A 15,582-nucleotide genomic window follows, 5' to 3' on the forward strand; every position below is an offset into this window, starting at 1 on the left:
TCCTCTCGTTGCCTTTCCCGGCGTACGGCCTCGCCAGTACACGGCCGCCCTAGCCGATGAGTGCCAGAACCGAGCCGGCGGTGATGACATCACCGCGGCCGGCGGCGACGCCGGAGAGGACGCCGCCCCGGTGGGCGGGGACGCTGGTCTCCATCTTCATCGCCTCCAGAACCACCACGGGATCACCGGCAGCCACCTCGGCGCCCGGCTCCACGAGCCACTTCACGATGGTGCCGCTCATGGCGGCGCGCAGTTCGGCCGGGTCTGAGGTGCCGGACCCGCCGTCGGGAGAGCCAGCGGCCGGCGAGGCACCCAGTCCGCCCGGAAGCGCCTGCCCCGAACGGGCCCATCCGTCCAGCAGGTCGGCCGGAAGCCCGACGGCGAGCCGGCGGCCGTCCACGTCCACCGTGATGGTGCGCCGGCGGCCTTCGGGACCGGCGGCGCTGAAGTCTGGATCGGCCGGAATGCTGTCGGCGAAGTCGGTCTCGATCCAGCGGGTGTGGACGTCCAGGCCGGTCTCGGACGTGAAGTCCGCTGCCTCCACCACAGCCCGGTGGAAGGGCAGGACGGTGGCCACGCCGCCGATGCTGATCTCGGCCAGTGCCCGGCGGGCGCGGCGCAGGGCCTGCTGGCGGTCGGCGCCGGTGACGATCAGCTTCGCCAGCAGCGAGTCGAACTGTGGTGCCACAAAGGAGCCGGAGCGGACCCCGGTGTCCAGCCGGATGCCGGGACCGGTGGGTGCGGTGAACTCGCTGATGGTGCCGGGGGAGGGCAGGAAGCCGCGCCCCACGTCCTCGGCGTTGATCCTGAATTCAAAGGCATGGCCGCGCGGAGCCGGGTCTTCCGTAAGGGACAGGCGCTCACCGGCGGCGATCCGGAACTGTTCCTGGACCAGGTCGATCCCGGTGGTTTCCTCGGTGATGGGGTGTTCCACCTGCAGCCGCGTGTTCACCTCGAGGAAGGCGACGGTGCCGTCGGCGGCGACCAAAAACTCCACGGTTCCGGCGCCGGAGTAGCCGGCTTCCCGGCAGACAGCCTTGGCGGCGTCGTAAATCTGGCCCCGCTGACTGTCGCTGAGGAACGGCGCGGGGGCCTCCTCCACCAGCTTCTGGTGGCGACGCTGGAGGGAGCAGTCCCGGGTTCCGACGACGATGACGTTGCCGTGCGTGTCGGCCAGCACCTGGGCTTCGACGTGCCGCGGCCGGTCCAAGTAGCGTTCCACGAAGCATTCGCCGCGGCCGAATGCGGCCACGGCCTCGCGCACGGCGGAGTCGAAGGCCTCCTCGACCTCGTCCATGTTCCGGACCACCTTGAGGCCGCGACCGCCGCCGCCAAACGCAGCCTTGATGGCGATCGGTAGTCCGTGCTCCTCCGCGAAGGCGCGGGCCTCGGCGGGGGACTCCACCGGCCCGTCGCTGCCCGCCACGAGCGGGGCGCCGGCGCGGACCGCGATCTCGCGCGCCGTGATCTTGTTGCCAAGCTGGCGGATGGCCTCCGGCGACGGCCCGATCCACGCGAGTCCGGCATCGAGCACCGCCTGCGCAAAATCCGCATTCTCGGACAGGAAGCCGTACCCGGGGTGGACCGCGTCGGCTCCGGAGGTGGCAGCAGCGCCGAGGAGCTTCTCGATGTTCAGGTAGGTGTCCGCCGGGGAGTTGCCGCCGAGGCTGAAGGCCTCGTCCGCGGCGATGACGTGCATGGCGTCCGCATCGATGTCTGCATACACAGCCACGGAGGCCAGCTGCGCGTCGTCGCAGGCCCGGGCGATCCGGACGGCGATTTCGCCCCGGTTGGCAATGAGGACCTTGTGCATCAGTTACTCGCTTTTCGTTGGGAAGTCTGTTCGTGTGGAGTCTTGTCAGAGGGGCCGGCGGGCGCGGAGATTTCGGGGGCGATGCGGAAGCGGATGCTGCCGCCGATCGGGACCTGGGCGGCCAGGTCGAGCTGGTGATCGACCACCACGCCGATCACCGGGTACCCGCCCGTGATGGGATGGTCGGCGAGGAAGAGCACGGGCAGGCCTTCGGGCGGCATCTGGATGGCGCCGGCCACCGTTCCCTCGCTGGGAAGCTCACCGGTGCGGCTCCGCTGCAGGGGTGTTCCCTGCAGCCTCATCCCCACGCGGTTGGACTCGGGCTTGACCGTCCAGTCCTGCCCGCAGAGGGAATCGATCGCGGCCTGGTCGAACCAGTCCGCGCGCGGGCCGGGGACAATGTCCAGCACGGTGACGCCCTCGCCGGGATACTCGGGTTGGATTTCCGGGCTGCCCACGACGCCGGATTCGGCGGCGCCGCCGGACGGCAGCAACTGGTTCGCTGCCAGCGGCTTGGGGCCGATTCCGGACATCGTGTCCGTGGACCGGCTGCCCAGGACCGGTGGTGCATCGATGCCGCCGCGGGCCGCCACGTAGCTGCGGAAGCCGGCGTCGGGAACCCCGATGGTGAGGATTTCGCCGTCGAGCAGGGCGAACGGCGCGGCCACCGGGACGGTGCGCTGCCGCTCGGCGGCTGCCGGGTCATCGCCGTCGGGGGAGTCCGACGGCGTCACCACGGTGAGTGCCGACGGTGCGCCGGCAACGGCTAAAACCTGGTCCCCGACGGCCTGGAGCTTGAGCCCGCCGGACACGGTCTCGATGGCGGCGGCGGACGGCGCGTTCCCCACCAGGCGGTTGGCCCGGCGGAGCGAGGCCCGGTCCAGCGCACCGGCGGCGGAGACGCCGAGGGCCGAATGCCCCTGCCGGCCCAGGTCCTGGATGAGGCTATGGATCCCGGGCGACAGGACGCGGAGGCCGGAGGTGGTTTGGGTGGCTGTCTGCTGGCCGCTGTCCTGGGATCCTTGAGTAGCCATTTGGACCACTTCGCGGACGGCGCGGAACTGCACCCGGTGCCCGGGGCTGGCCAGTGCGGGTTCGGGACGGTCGAGGTCCCACATCTTGGCTCCCGTGCGGCCGATAAGCTGCCAGCCACCCGGCGACTTGCGCGGGTAGACCGCGGAGTAGTTGCCGGCCAGCGCCACCGATCCCGCCGGGACCGCAGTGCGCGGTGAACTCCGGCGTGGAACCTCGAGCGCCTGGTTCTCGCCCACCATGTACCCAAAGCCTGGCGCGAAGCCGGCGAAGGCAACGGTCCAGACTTGGCCCGTGTGGGCTGCGATCACGCCGTCGGCACCGAGGCCGGTCAGTTTCCCCACTTCGGCGAGATCCTCGCCGTCGTACACGGTGTCTATGGTTACCAGGCCGCCGGCCTGCTCCGCCGGTGCTGTGAGGTCCATCTTCAGGAGGGCCTGCCCGATCCGCCGTGCGGCTGCGGGGGATTCGGCCCTGACCATGACGGTCTCGGCGGCGGCCAGGACATCCTGCTGGCCCGGAAACGGCGCCTCGAGAAGCGCTGCCTGCAGGGCGAGGACGTCCTGCGTCCCGGAAACCTCGGCGAGGACGGTGCGTGTTCCCACCGGCCGCACCGCGCGGACCCTGCCGGGGCGGGGGCCGTTCCAAGGCGCGGTGTTTGGGGGCGAGTCCGGGGCGGGCCGGCCGGACGAGGCGGAGGGCACGTCAACGTTGGTGTTTGCCAGGGGGTCCTGGATCCGTCGCTTCATGCTAGACGAACGCCTTGATGCTGATTCCGGCGGCGTCGAGCGCCCTCTTCACGGCGACCGCCATGGCCACCGCGCCGGGTGAATCCCCGTGGACACAGACTGATTCCGCATTGATCTTCAGCTCGGAGCCGTCGATGGCCGTGATGGCCTCCCCGGTGGTCATCTGCAGGACGCGGGCGGCAACCGACTCAGGGTCCTCCAGGACGGAACCGGGCTGGGAGCGGGAGGTCAGTGTGCCGTCGGGGTTGTACGCGCGGTCCGCGAATGCCTCGGAGACGGCGCGGAGCCCTGCCTCCTCAGCGATCCGCAGCACCTCTGATCCGGGCAGGCCAAGGATAGGGAGGCCGGGATCCACTGACTTCACTGCGTCCACCACGGCGCGTGCCTGCGCGGTGTTGTGGACGATGGCGTTGTAGAGGCCGCCATGCGGCTTGACGTAGCGGACCCGGGTGCCGGCCGTTGCTGCCAGCGCCTGCAGCGCTCCGATCTGGTAGACGACGTCATCGGCCAGCTCGCGGGGATCGACGTCCATGTACCGGCGGCCGAATCCGGCCAGGTCCCGGTAGCCAACATGCGCCCCGACCACGACGCCCGCTCCGGCGGCGGCCTCGCAGGTTGCGCGGATGACGCTGGGGTCCCCGGCGTGGAACCCGCAGGCCACGTTGGCGCTGGACACGGAAGCCATCATGGCGGCATCGTCTCCCAGGCTCCATCGCCCGAAGGATTCACCGACGTCACTGTTCAAATCAATTGCGTGCATTGTGACCCTCATCTCAACTCGTCCTTACACAAGGATGCACCCTCCGGCAAAAATGTTCAACAATTCAACAATCCAATTGTGGGTGGTTCGTGTAAATTCGGTGTATGGCCACAGTGAATCCGAGTTCAGGTGTCTCCCGGCTGCGCGTCGCCGTGCCCGCGGTGGCCACCCGCGTTGCGAGTGAGCTGCGGCTGCAAATTGCCGAGGGTGCGCTTCTTCCCGGTACGAAGCTGAAGGAAGAAGCGCTCTCCGAGGAGCTCGGGGTTTCACGCAACACCGTACGCGAGGCGTTTGCCGAACTCGCCAGCGAGCGACTGGTGGTCCGCCAGCCGAACCGCGGCGTCTTTGTCGCCAGCCTCGAGGTCAGCGACATTCATGACGTCTATGCCGTCCGGCGCGCCATCGAGGTCAGTGCGGTCCGCGGTGGCGGAAGCGCCGAAAGCATAGGTGCCGTGCGCGCGGCCGTGGAGGAAGGCAAGCGCGCCGCCGAGGCCGGCGACAGCGAGGGGCTGGGCAGCGCGAACGCGCATTTCCATCGTGCCCTGGTGGCGATGGCCGGCAGTGAACGCCTGAATTCCATCATGTCGCAGGTCCTGGCCGAGATGCGGCTGTTCTTCCACAAGGCCTCCATTGACGGCGGCTTCTACCAGGATTACCTGGCGGACAATGACCAGATCTGCAGCGCCCTCGAAGTCGGGGACAACGACCTCGCGGCCGAGCGCCTCCTCGCCTACCTCGTTCGGTCCGAAGAGCACCAGACGGCGGTCCACGCGTCCTAGCTGACGCCTCGTTCCCTCGCAGCGCGAACGGACACTCGTGGCCCCTGGGAAACGCTTCCCGGGGGCCACAGCTGTCCCTTCGCGCTTTTTTTAGCTGCGGCCGCTGCCCCTTGGCCGGTGCGATGCATGTCTTGACGGTGTGATCCAGGTCGCGTACATTGTTCAACAAGTTTGGATTGTTCTACATTTCCACAATCCAACAGAAGCTCCGCTTTCGGCGGCTGTCCGGGGGAAGCCGCCAACCAGCCCCAGTGCCCGCGCCTTGTCAACGTCGCAGGTCCGGGCGGGCTGGCACACCAGCGCATCCGTGGCACAACGGAGGCATCCACACCCTTTCTGGAGGAACAAATGGCCAATCAATCCGCAATGGCCTCCGCAGGTCCCCGGCCCACTGTCGGGCGCAAGGACATGTATAAAGCGTTCGCGGCCAGCCTCACCGGGACCGCGCTGGAGTTCTACGACTTCGCGGTCTACTCCGCCGCGGCCGCCATAGTTTTCCCGCTGATCTTCTTCCCGGCGTCGGACCCGGTGACGGGTACTCTCCTGGCATTCTCCACCTACGCGGTGGGCTACATTTCCAGGCCCGTCGGCGGCATTATTTTCGGCCGGCTCGGCGACGAGATCGGCCGCAAGAAGATTCTGGTCATCACGCTGATGCTGATCGGCGTCGCCACCTTCCTCATCGGCCTGCTGCCTACCTATGGCAGCATCGGCATCCTGGCCCCGGCCATCCTCGTCTTCCTGCGGTTCGCGCAGGGCGTGGGTGTGGGCGGCGAGTGGGGCGGCGCTGTCCTGCTGTCCAGCGAATTTGGTGAACCCAGCCGTCGCGGCTTCTGGGCTTCCGCGGCGCAAATCGGCCCGCCCGCAGGCAACCTGCTGGCCAACGGCGCACTCGCCGTCCTCACGCTGACCCTGTCCGAGCAGGCCTTCCTGGACTACGGCTGGCGCATTGCGTTCCTGATCTCGGCCCTGCTGGTGGCGTTCGGGCTGTGGATCCGCCTCAAGCTCGAGGACACCCCCATCTTCAAGGCCATGGAGGCCCGCGGCGACCAGCCCAAGGCCCCGATCAGGGAAGTCCTCACCACGCAGCGCCGTCCGCTCCTTGCTGCCATGCTCAGCCGCATCGGCCCGGACGTCACCTACGCATTGTGCACCGTCTTCACCCTGACGTACGGCATCCAGGAACTTGGCTTCGACCGTGGCCAGGTCCTCGTGGCGGTGCTGGTCGGTTCAGCCCTCCAGCTATTCACGATGCCGCTTGCGGGCGCCATCTCCGACCGGATCAATCGGCGCCTTGTTTACGGCATCGCTGCAGTTGCTGCCGCTGTCTGGGCCTACCTGTTCTTCATCGTGCTCGACGGCCGTTCCCCGGTGATGCTCGTGGTGGGAACCGTGCTCGGCCTGCTCTGCCATTCCTTCATGTACGGCCCGCAGGCCGCGTTCGTCGTCGAGCAGTTCACGCCGCGGCTGCGCTCCACGGGAAGCTCGCTGGCTTACACCTTCGCGGGCATCATCGGCGGAGCCATTGCACCGTTCATGTTCACCCTGCTGCAGAGCACCTTCCACAGCTGGGTCCCGGTGGCCATCTACCTCAGCGTCGCCTGCCTGCTGACCATCGTGGGCCTGGCCATCGGCCGGGACTCCAATGTGGCGGAGGACGAGGAGTACCTGAACGGATCCACCGAAATAGTAGAGAGCGGCACCCGATGAGCCAGGAGAACGCCATGAGCCAGGAGTATGCCATCAGCCAGTCGAACGGACTCGTGGCGCCGGCCGAAGCCCGCCGGCAGTTCCGCAGCGGCCTAGTCACCCCCACCTCCGGCTGGAGCGATGGCTACACGCAGGCGAACCTGATAGCGGTGACGGCCGACTACGCCGAGGAATTCCTCGAGTTCTGCCGGCTCAACCCCAAGGCCTGCCCTGTCATCGACGTCATTCCTGCCGGGAAGTTCGAAAGTTCCCTCGCCGCGGGTTCGGACATCCGCACCGACATCCCCGCCTATCGGGTGTGGGAGGACGGCGTCCTTTCCGCCGAGGTCCCGGACGCCACCCCGCTCTGGCGGGATGACATGGTGGGTGTGCTGATCGGCTGCAGCTTCACCTTCGAAGCCGCCTTGGCCAGCGCGGGCATCCCCCTGCGCCACACTGAAATGGGCCGCAATGTGCCGATGTACCGGACCAGCATCGAGTGCACCCCGGCAGGGCGGATCCACGGCCCCATGGTGGTCTCGATGCGTCCGATGCCGGCCGAGATGGTGGAAACCGCCATCAGCGTCACCGCGGAGGTGCCGAAGGTCCACGGCGCGCCAGTCCACGTCGGATCACCCGAGGACCTGGGCATTGCGGACATTTCCCGCCCCGACTTCGGCGATGCCGTGGACATCCGGCCCGGAGAAGTACCGGTCTTCTGGGCCTGCGGCGTCACGCCGCAGAGCGCCGTGATGGCGTCCCGGCCGGCCTTCGCGATCAGCCACGCCCCGGGGCACATGTTCATCACGGACATCCCGGAAAGCACGTACCGCGTGCCGGCAGGGCACTAGTTAGAGGAAGAAGCGGGGCGTGGACACCCATGGTGGCCACGCCCCGCCGTCGTAATTCCCGGAAACGGTCCGGACTAGAAACTCCGGGCGTTCGCCAGCACGGGCAGCTTTCCGCGGACCTCCGGGATGATGGCCGGATCAATGTCCACTACGGCAAGTTCGGGTTCGCCGCCCAGCGCCACCAGTGGAGAACCCAGCGGGGAAATCACGGCGCTGTGGCCGATCCCGGTGGGCGCGGTGCCGGCGGACGGTAGCCCGATGCTGGCCGGATCGCCCTGCCCGCAGGCCACCACAAACGTGGTGCTGTCCACGGCCCGGGCGCGGACCAGCAGGTCCCACTGCTCGGCCTTTCCTTCGCCCGCACCCCAGGAGGCGCAGACAATGTTGACGGCGGCGCCGGCCCTCGCGTTGGCCGTGAACAGCGCAGGGAAGCGCACGTCGTAGCAGGTGGCCAGGCCGATCACCGTGCCGTTGACTTCGAAGGTGACGGGCGATGTTCCCGCATCCACCGAATCCGACTCGGCAAAGCCGAACGCGTCAAAGAGGTGGATCTTGTCGTAGGACGTGTCTATGCTGAGGCCGGTCACCAGCAGGGTGTTCCGCACCCGTCCTCCCGCCCCGGGCGTGAACATGCCAACGACGACGGCGATGCCCAGTTCCGCGGCAATGGCCCGTACCGCTGTGGCCCACGGCCCGTCCAGCGGTTCAGCGATTTCCGCCAGCGGATTACCGAAGGCGCGCATGGCGGCCTCGGGGAACACCACGAGTTCGGCGCCTGCCGCTTTTGCCCGGGTGGCGTAATCTCGGACCAGTTCCAGATTGGCCGTGAGGTCGGCGCTGCTGACAATCTGGGCGACTGCTAAACGCATGAATATGCTCTTCTCTGTTGTATACCTGATGTATGCGAAAAAGTTCGGGGACGGCCGCGTCCGGCCGGGAGAAGGCCTACGAGTACCTGCGCGAGAACATCCTGACCGACCCGGAAATGCAGGGGCGCTTCCTCAATGAGCAGGAGCTGGCCGCCCAAATCGGTGTTTCGCGCACCCCGGTCCGGGAGGCCCTCCTCCTGCTGGTCTCCGACGGGCTGGTGGAGCTGATTCCGCAGCGCGGCGCTTATGTTCCGCCGGTGACCGGCCGCGAAATCGCGGAATTGATGGAGCTGCGCGGAGTCCTGGAAAGCCACGCCGCCCGTCTGGTCATTGAGCACCGGAGCGTGCCGGCAGCCAAGATGCGGGCCACCCTCGACCAGCAGACCCAACTGCCCGAAGGCCAGGGGGCCGAGGCTGCGCACGAGTTCATCCGGCTGGACACGCTCTTCCACCAGCAGCTGATTGACGCGGCGGGCAACGAGCTGATTTCCCGGACCTACAGCAAGCTGCACGTCCGGCAGATCGTCGTCGGGGTTTCCGCCCTGTTCCGGACCGGCGGCCGGCGCGAGCAGGTGTGCTCCGAACACCAGGACATCCTCGATGCCCTGGTGTCCGGAGATGCCGCGAAGGCGCAGGAGGCCATCGACCACCACCTGGCCGTCACTCGCGACATCCTCCTCCGCACCTGATGGAGTTTTAGACCGCGCCGGACTGCTGGCGGGCAGAAGCGGAGCCTTCCAGGAGCAGCCGGTAGTCCAGGTCCTCGATGGTGTCGTTGTCCCGGCCAAGTGCCAGTCCCACCAGCGTCACGGCTGCTGCCACCGCCACGTAGATGGCCACCGGAATCCAGGTTCCGAATTCGGCCAGCAGGACGGTGAACAGCAGGGGTGCGATCGCGCCGCCAATGACGCCGGCGAAGGTGTACGCCAGCGAGCTGCCGGTGGACCGGAGCCGCGGCGAGAACTGCTCCACAATGAAGGCGGCCTGCGGGCCGTACATGAAGGAGTGCGCCATGAGGCCGAGGACGATGCCCACGATGAGCATCGGCTGGTTGTTGCCGCCGAGGACGCCGAAGAAGATGAACGTCCAAACTGCTCCCACCACAGCGCCGACGCCGTAGACCAGGCGGCGGTTGAAGCGGTCGGAGACGGCGCCGGCCAGCGGGATCATGAACAGCTGGAAGGCTGATCCGATCAGGACGGCGGTCAGGACCTGGTTGCGTTCGTAGCCGAGGACCTGGATGCCGTAGGTGAGCGTGAAGACGGTAAACAGGGCGTACAGGACGTCCGGGCCCACGCGGCACAGGATGGCCGCGATCAGCGGGCGGAGTTCCTTGCTGAAGACCTCGCGGACGGGGGCATGCGGCTGCTCGCCGTGGGCCTCGATGGCCTTGAAGATGGGGGTGTCCTCAAGCCGGAGCCGGATCCAGAGGCCAAAGCCAACCAGCACTGCGGAGACCAGGAACGCGATGCGCCAGCCGAAGCTCAGGAACTGCTCCTCGGTGAGGGAAACGGTCAGGACGGCGAGCGCGCCGTTCGCCAGCAGGTTGCCGGCGGGCGGACCCACCTGCGCAGCGGAAGCCCAGAACCCGCGGCGGTGCGGGTCGCCGTATTCACTGGAGAGCAGGACGGCGCCGCCCCATTCGCCGCCCACGCCCACGCCCTGCGCGAACCGCAGCAGGACCAGGAGAATTCCTGCCGTGGCACCGATGTTTGCGTAGCCGGGCAGCACGCCGATCAGCACCGTGGCCACGCCGATGATCATCAGGGTGGTCACCAGGACCTTCTTGCGGCCGATGCGGTCCCCGAGCCGGCCGAAGATGATGCCGCCGACCGGGCGGGAAACGTAGCCCACGGCGTAGGTGGAGAAGGCGAGGATGGTTCCGGTCAGGGGATCGGTCGCGGGGAAGAAAACGACGGGAAATACGACGGCGGCGGCCGCCGAGTAGACGGCGAAGTCGTACCACTCGAGTGCGGTGCCGGTGAGGCTGGCGGCGAAGGCCTTGTAGAGGCCCTTCGGGTGCACCGCGGGGTGAGGGGTGGCGTGTGGATGCGGCGTTGTGCCCGGATCCGGAACTGGAGCGTTGGCCATGGTGTTGTCCTCCACGAGGTTCTTATAGTGACGCCTGTCACGCTGGCGTTAAATGTATACATTACGCATACTGGATGTACATTGGCGACCGTTTCCGGTTTCCGATCTGTAAATTTCCGCAGCAGCACATGCAAAGGATGGATCCACGATGACGACTCTGAGCTTTGAACTACCCGATGGCCGGACGCAGGACGTGGAGGTCAAGCACCTCCTGAATGCCGGCTACGCAGGGCGTGAGCAGGATGAGGTCCAGGCCCACATTGCTGAGCTCGCTGAACTCGGCGTTCCGGGTCCCACCACCACTCCCGCCCTGTATCCAGTGTCCCCCTATCTGGCCCAGCAGGTATCGGAAGTTCGGGTTCAGCATGGACGGACCTCCGGCGAGGCTGAATGGGCCCTGGTCATTACCGAGGCCGGTGTGCTGCTCACGGTCGCCTGCGACCACACGGACCGGGCGCTGGAGGTGCACGGCGTGGCCTGGAGCAAGAACGCCAGCCCGGATGTGCTGGGGCGTAAGGCCTGGAAGCTGGACGACGTTCGGGGGCACCTGGACCAGATCACGCTCAAGGCCTGGGTGGGGGAAGGGGATACCCCTGACACCCTTATCCAGGACAGTTCCCTCGAGGCCCTGCTGACCCCGGACTACTGGCTGGACGTCCTCACCGAACGCGGCCTGAATGCACCCGGGACCGTCCTCATCTCCGGCACCGTGGCCATGACCAGCGGAGTGGACCAGTTCGCCCGGAGCTGGAAGGTGGAAATGTCCGATCCAGTGGCCGGAAATTCCGTCGACGTCCAGTACGTCGTGGAACAGATGGCTGAACCGATCGGCTAGCGCTCGCAGCAAAGGCAGGCGGACGACGGCGGGAGCCTCCCGCCGTCGTCCGCCTGCCTGGATTCGGGTGCTTAGGCGCGTCCTGCCTTAGGGGCAACTGCCCCGGGCGCCGTTCCCGCCGGGACCTCACCGCGTGCCCGCCGCTTCCGCACTGTCAGGTAGAGCCGGTGGGCGGTGATCACGAGGGCCAGCCAGGCGGCGCCGAGTGCCCACGCGGCGAGGACGTCGGTGAGCCAGTGGTGGCCGAGGTAGACCCTGCTCAAGCCCATGGCTGCGGCGAAGACGGCGGCGGCCGCGCCGGCGAGAATGCGGCTGCGCGCGGTCTTCAGCCGCAGGATGACCAAGTAGGCCACAATTCCCGCGATCACTATTGCATTCAGGGAGTGGCCGCTGGGAAATGACGCCGAGTGTTCGTAGGGCGGAACTGCGTCGCTGAGGTCGGGGCGGGTGCGGCCGATCAGCCGCTTGCCCGCGATGGTCATCAGAAGGGAGCCCAGGCCCGCGGTGACAATGAGAATGACTGGAGTCCAGGACCGCCGCCGGTAGGCAAGGACACCCATGACCGCCAAGGCCAGGACGGGCATGCCGATGGTACCGCCCACATCGGTGAAGGCGGTGATGGCGGCATCCAGTCCGGGGGAGCGCATGCTCTTGCCGGCCGCCAGGACAGGGTGATCCAGGCCGGCAACCCCGTCCGTTTCAACTACTGACTCGTACACCTCGGCAAAGGCTGCGGTGAGGGCGGCGGCGATGACCGCCCCCAGCATCAGGGTCAGGACCAGGGCACCGTGCGGGCCCAGGAACTGGCTGATGCGCTGGACGGCCCCGACCAGAAGGCGGCCGAAGCGGCTCTGCCAGCGGGTGAGGTCCTTGCCTCCGACGGTTGTGTCCTGGCGGAGTTCGCCGCGCACGCCTGTCTGCGGTGTTCCCTGTTGATCGGTCAAGGGGCTTCCCGTCAGGAGCTTGTCCGTCAACGGCTTGTCAGTCAGCGGTTCGTCAGGCAACGGGGGGTTCCTGTCTCTCGTCGGTGGCAGCGCACACGCACCAGGCCAATTAGTAAGCAACCTTACTGGTTGCTTGCCGGGCCGTCCACGCGACCAGCCGCCCAGGGAACAGGGGGCACGCCGAACACAAAAGCGGACGACGGCGGGAGCCTCCCGCCGTCGTCCGCTTTCCTGGGCCGCTGGGGCGGCAGTGTTCAGGCGCTCAGTTCGTCCGTACCGTGGTGGGCGTTGCCGGACATGGCGCGGGCGCGGCCCGCTTTGGCCCGGTACGAGGACAGGAAGGTGGAGATACGGCGGACCGCCTCGCGGATGTCGTCAACGGCGGGCAGGATGACGAACCTGAAGTGGTCAGTCGCGTGCCAGTTGAACGCCGTCCCGTGCGAGACCAGGATTTTCTGGTCCTGAAGCAGATCAAGGACGAACTGCTCGTCGTCCACGAACGGGTACATCTCCGGATCCAGCTTCGGGAACAGGTACATCGCACCGGCCGCCGGCACGCAGCTCACGCCGGGGATCTCGTTGAGTAGCCGGCAGGCAAGGTCGCGCTGTTCGCGCAGGCGCCCGCCGGGCCGGATCAGGTCCGTGATGCTTTGGTAGCCGCCCAGCGACGTCTGGATGGCGTGCTGCGCGGGAACATTGGGGCAGAGCCGGAGCGAGGCCAGCAGCTCCAGCGACTCCCGGTACGCGGCGGTTGCCCAGCGCGGCCCGCTCACGGCCACCCAGCCGGCCCGGTACCCGGGCATCCGGTACGCCTTGGACAGGCCGGAAAACGTCAGTACCGGAATGTCCCGGGCCACGGAAGCCGTGTGGATGTGGACTTTGTCCTCGAACAGGATCTTCTCGTAGATCTCATCGGAAAACAGCACCAGGTCATGGCGGCGGGCCAGATCGGCGAACCCCTCGAGGACGTGCCGGGGATAGACGGCCCCGGTCGGGTTATTGGGGTTGATGAGCACGATGGCACGCGTGCGGTCAGTGATCTTCGCCTCGACGTCCGCCATGTCCGGCCACCAGTTGTTCTCCTCATCGCACATGTAGTGCACGGCGCTGCCGCCGCAGAGCACCGTGGCGGCAGTCCACAGCGGATAGTCAGGGGACGGGATGAGGACCTCGTCGCCGTCCTCCAGGAACGCCTGCAGCGTCATGGAAATGAGCTCGCTGACGCCGTTGCCGATGAAGATGTCCTCGACGCCGATCTCCATCAGGCCCTTGGTCTGGTAGTACTGCGAGATGGCGGTCCGGGCGGAGAAAATGCCCTTCGAATCGCTGTAGCCCTGCGCCTCGCGCAGGTGGTGGATCATGTCCACCACGATGGACTCCGGCGCATGCAGGCCGAACGGCGCCGGATCCCCGAGGTTCATGCGCAGAATGCTGTGGCCTTCCGCCTCCATCTTCTTCGCCGCGTGCTGCACCGGACCCCTAAGGTCGTACCGGACATCTTGCAATCGGCTGGAATTCTGCATGGCGCGCATGAGGCATGCTTTCACAGCCGCGCCGCTCCGGACAACGTGAAGCCCTGAAGCTGGCGTTGCCGCCATCACGGGACAACACGTAAGTTTCAGCGTAGGAGTGCCCAGCACACGGCCAGAAGGAGAGTTGAGGATGTCCCTGTTCAGAGGACTCGTGAACGGAGCGCTCGCCGGCGCGGCAGGAACCACGGCGCTCAATGCCGTCAGCTACCTGGACATGGTGTGGCGGGGCCGGGCGGCCAGCACGACGCCCTCCGACTCAGTGGAGCGGCTGGCGGAACGGGCAGGTGTGACCATTCCGGGAACCGACGCCCAGCGAGGGAACCGGGTGGAAGCCCTTGGCCCGCTGCTCGGGATCGCCACCGGCATGGGCCTCGGCGCTGTGCTGGGGGCGGCCGGATCACTGGGCGTGCGCACCGGGCCAGCCCGGTCGGTGGCGGTGGCCTCCGTGGCCGCCCTGCTCGTCTCCAACGTGCCCATGACCGCCCTTGGCGTGACTGATCCGCGGACCTGGAGTGCCGCGGACTGGGTCAGCGACATCGTGCCCCACGTCGCATACGGCGCTGTCACGGGGCACCTGCTGGAGCACCTGCCCAAGTAAGTGGCCAGCCAAACGATTCAGGAGCCGGAGCACTCCCGGCCGGAGAGCCGGAAGGCGCGCTGGGGCACCCGCTGGGCCACCGTCGTCGCCGTCCTCCAGCGGCTGCTGTACGTGGCCATCACCGGAGCCATGGGCTGGGCGGTCTATTTCTTCCTGCTCGCCCGGCTGGCCAGGGGACCTGAGCAGGTGTGGGTGTTCCTGCCCGTCTGGCTCATTGCGGCCTATGCCTTCCTGCCCCGCGTCCACAAGATCTTCAGCAGCCTGTACCTGCCGAATTACTTCATCGGGCGTGCCCGCACCGGCGACGGCGTGCTGGGCGATCCGGTCAACCTCGCGGTCATCGGACCCGCGGACGAGCTCCGCACCGCGATGCTCACGGCAGGATGGATTGAGGCCGACCCCGTCACCCCTGCCACTGCGTGGCGGACGCTCACCGCGACCCTTCTGGGCCGGAGCTATCCGCAGTCACCGGTCAGTGCCCTGTATGTCTTCGGCAACAAGCAGGACATGGTGTTCCAGCGGGAGATCGATGGGAACCCGCGCAAGCGGCACCATGTGCGGTTCTGGAAATGCCCGGACGGCTGGATGCTTCCCGGCGGGTTCGCCGTCGACTGGGTGGGCGCCGGTACCTACGACAAAAGCGTTGGCCTCTCGCTCTTCACGTTCCAAATCACACACAAGATCGCCGACGGGACCGATGAGGAGCGCGACTTCATCATCGGCACGCTGCAAGCGGCCAAGGCCGTGGAATCCGTGCACGTGATTAGGCATTTCTCCTCGGGATACCACCACCGCAACGGTGGCGGGGACAGCATCCGCACGGACGGGCACCTTCCGATCATCGACCTCCGCCCGCCCGGCCGGACGGACCCAGTGCGGCCCTTTTAGTACTGGGCGGGAGAACGACGGCGGGACGCACCCGGCGTCGTCCTCTCACCTTTGGCGCAATTGTTCTTTGGCACAATGGCCGTGGGAATTGACCGCGTGCCGGCGCCTGTTCCTGACCGCCGGCTGAAGGAGGCGCTCGCGTGAGTGACGCA

At 67.3% G+C, this 15,582-nt stretch carries 14 protein-coding genes; 7 read left to right on the forward strand and 7 right to left on the reverse strand.

Going from position 1 to position 15,582, the window contains the following annotated elements; translation table 11 throughout:
* Nucleotides 1-49: 49 nt before the first annotated feature.
* The 3 genes from ACTHQX_RS16930 to ACTHQX_RS16940 are packed head-to-tail and all read right to left on the reverse strand — an operon-like array spanning nt 50 to nt 4,354.
* Nucleotides 50-1,813 carry an acetyl/propionyl/methylcrotonyl-CoA carboxylase subunit alpha gene (locus ACTHQX_RS16930; protein ID WP_440158415.1) on the reverse strand — a complete coding sequence of 588 codons (1,764 nt, stop codon included), beginning with the start codon at nt 1,811-1,813 and terminating at the stop codon, nt 50-52.
* Entirely contained in the window at nt 1,813-3,594 is a 1,782-nt protein-coding gene (locus ACTHQX_RS16935; protein ID WP_440158414.1) for a 5-oxoprolinase/urea amidolyase family protein, read from the reverse strand. The genes ACTHQX_RS16930 and ACTHQX_RS16935 overlap by 1 nt, the downstream gene beginning before the upstream one ends.
* A gap of 1 nt (nt 3,595) precedes the next feature.
* The gene (locus tag ACTHQX_RS16940) at nt 3,596-4,354 is read right to left on the reverse strand and encodes a LamB/YcsF family protein (RefSeq protein WP_440158461.1); all 759 of its coding nucleotides are present in this window, start codon (nt 4,352-4,354) and stop codon (nt 3,596-3,598) included.
* 104 nt (nt 4,355-4,458) lie between these two features.
* Between ACTHQX_RS16940 and ACTHQX_RS16945 the strand changes: the two genes are divergently transcribed.
* The 3 genes from ACTHQX_RS16945 (at nt 4,459) to ACTHQX_RS16955 (ending at nt 7,673) form a co-directional block, all read left to right on the forward strand.
* Complete coding sequence (locus tag ACTHQX_RS16945; RefSeq protein WP_440158413.1) at nt 4,459-5,133, forward strand: GntR family transcriptional regulator; 675 nt, start codon at nt 4,459-4,461, stop codon at nt 5,131-5,133.
* Between the two features lie 348 nt (nt 5,134-5,481).
* On the forward strand, nt 5,482-6,843 hold the full coding sequence (locus tag ACTHQX_RS16950) for an MFS transporter (RefSeq protein ID WP_440158411.1): 1,362 nt from the start codon (nt 5,482-5,484) through the stop codon (nt 6,841-6,843).
* A 14-nt stretch (nt 6,844-6,857) separates the two neighbouring features.
* The gene (locus tag ACTHQX_RS16955; protein WP_236805172.1) at nt 6,858-7,673 is read left to right on the forward strand and encodes a putative hydro-lyase; all 816 of its coding nucleotides are present in this window, start codon (nt 6,858-6,860) and stop codon (nt 7,671-7,673) included.
* A gap of 74 nt (nt 7,674-7,747) precedes the next feature.
* On the opposite strand, the gene ACTHQX_RS16960 is transcribed toward ACTHQX_RS16955, so the two are convergent.
* Entirely contained in the window at nt 7,748-8,542 is a 795-nt protein-coding gene (locus ACTHQX_RS16960; RefSeq protein WP_440158410.1) for a carbon-nitrogen hydrolase family protein, read from the reverse strand.
* Nucleotides 8,543-8,574: 32 nt separating this feature from the next.
* Between ACTHQX_RS16960 and ACTHQX_RS16965 the strand changes: the two genes are divergently transcribed.
* The gene (locus ACTHQX_RS16965) at nt 8,575-9,231 is read left to right on the forward strand and encodes a GntR family transcriptional regulator (RefSeq protein WP_440158408.1); all 657 of its coding nucleotides are present in this window, start codon (nt 8,575-8,577) and stop codon (nt 9,229-9,231) included.
* A gap of 7 nt (nt 9,232-9,238) precedes the next feature.
* Here the strand turns inward: ACTHQX_RS16965 and ACTHQX_RS16970 are convergent, their stop codons facing one another.
* Nucleotides 9,239-10,633: an MFS transporter gene (locus ACTHQX_RS16970; protein ID WP_236805169.1), complete on the reverse strand. Its 1,395-nt coding sequence runs from the start codon at nt 10,631-10,633 to the stop codon at nt 9,239-9,241.
* Nucleotides 10,634-10,781: 148 nt separating this feature from the next.
* Between ACTHQX_RS16970 and ACTHQX_RS16975 the strand changes: the two genes are divergently transcribed.
* Entirely contained in the window at nt 10,782-11,468 is a 687-nt protein-coding gene (locus ACTHQX_RS16975; protein WP_236805168.1) for a DUF2848 domain-containing protein, read from the forward strand.
* Nucleotides 11,469-11,539: 71 nt separating this feature from the next.
* On the opposite strand, the gene ACTHQX_RS16980 is transcribed toward ACTHQX_RS16975, so the two are convergent.
* Complete coding sequence (locus ACTHQX_RS16980; RefSeq protein WP_440158460.1) at nt 11,540-12,412, reverse strand: phosphatase PAP2 family protein; 873 nt, start codon at nt 12,410-12,412, stop codon at nt 11,540-11,542.
* Between the two features lie 254 nt (nt 12,413-12,666).
* A complete protein-coding gene (locus ACTHQX_RS16985; protein WP_236805165.1) occupies nt 12,667-13,944 on the reverse strand; it encodes a pyridoxal phosphate-dependent aminotransferase in 1,278 nt (425 codons plus the stop codon).
* A gap of 130 nt (nt 13,945-14,074) precedes the next feature.
* Between ACTHQX_RS16985 and ACTHQX_RS16990 the strand changes: the two genes are divergently transcribed.
* Nucleotides 14,075-14,542 carry a hypothetical protein gene (locus tag ACTHQX_RS16990; RefSeq protein WP_440158407.1) on the forward strand — a complete coding sequence of 156 codons (468 nt, stop codon included), beginning with the start codon at nt 14,075-14,077 and terminating at the stop codon, nt 14,540-14,542.
* Nucleotides 14,543-15,430, forward strand: a complete 888-nt coding sequence (locus ACTHQX_RS16995) for an LssY C-terminal domain-containing protein (protein ID WP_440158406.1) — start codon at nt 14,543-14,545, stop codon at nt 15,428-15,430.
* The last annotated feature ends 152 nt before the right edge of the window (nt 15,431-15,582 follow it).

Origin of the sequence: Arthrobacter sp. SAFR-023 (assembly GCF_051965295.1) — a bacterium.
Lineage (GTDB): Bacteria > Actinomycetota > Actinomycetes > Actinomycetales > Micrococcaceae > Arthrobacter.

What these genes read in the sequence shown, in the direction of transcription:
- ACTHQX_RS16930 (WP_440158415.1), bottom strand. Translation starts at nt 1,813, where the DNA reads ATGCACAAGGTCCTCATTGCCAACCGGGGCGAAATCGCCGTCCGGATC.
- ACTHQX_RS16935 (WP_440158414.1), bottom strand. Translation starts at nt 3,594, where the DNA reads ATGAAGCGACGGATCCAGGACCCCCTGGCAAACACCAACGTTGACGTG.
- ACTHQX_RS16940 (WP_440158461.1), bottom strand. Translation starts at nt 4,354, where the DNA reads ATGCACGCAATTGATTTGAACAGTGACGTCGGTGAATCCTTCGGGCGA.
- ACTHQX_RS16945 (WP_440158413.1), top strand. Translation starts at nt 4,459, where the DNA reads ATGGCCACAGTGAATCCGAGTTCAGGTGTCTCCCGGCTGCGCGTCGCC.
- ACTHQX_RS16950 (WP_440158411.1), top strand. Translation starts at nt 5,482, where the DNA reads ATGGCCAATCAATCCGCAATGGCCTCCGCAGGTCCCCGGCCCACTGTC.
- ACTHQX_RS16955 (WP_236805172.1), top strand. Translation starts at nt 6,858, where the DNA reads ATGAGCCAGGAGTATGCCATCAGCCAGTCGAACGGACTCGTGGCGCCG.
- ACTHQX_RS16960 (WP_440158410.1), bottom strand. Translation starts at nt 8,542, where the DNA reads ATGCGTTTAGCAGTCGCCCAGATTGTCAGCAGCGCCGACCTCACGGCC.
- ACTHQX_RS16965 (WP_440158408.1), top strand. Translation starts at nt 8,575, where the DNA reads ATGCGAAAAAGTTCGGGGACGGCCGCGTCCGGCCGGGAGAAGGCCTAC.
- ACTHQX_RS16970 (WP_236805169.1), bottom strand. Translation starts at nt 10,633, where the DNA reads ATGGCCAACGCTCCAGTTCCGGATCCGGGCACAACGCCGCATCCACAC.
- ACTHQX_RS16975 (WP_236805168.1), top strand. Translation starts at nt 10,782, where the DNA reads ATGACGACTCTGAGCTTTGAACTACCCGATGGCCGGACGCAGGACGTG.
- ACTHQX_RS16985 (WP_236805165.1), bottom strand. Translation starts at nt 13,944, where the DNA reads ATGCGCGCCATGCAGAATTCCAGCCGATTGCAAGATGTCCGGTACGAC.
- ACTHQX_RS16990 (WP_440158407.1), top strand. Translation starts at nt 14,075, where the DNA reads ATGTCCCTGTTCAGAGGACTCGTGAACGGAGCGCTCGCCGGCGCGGCA.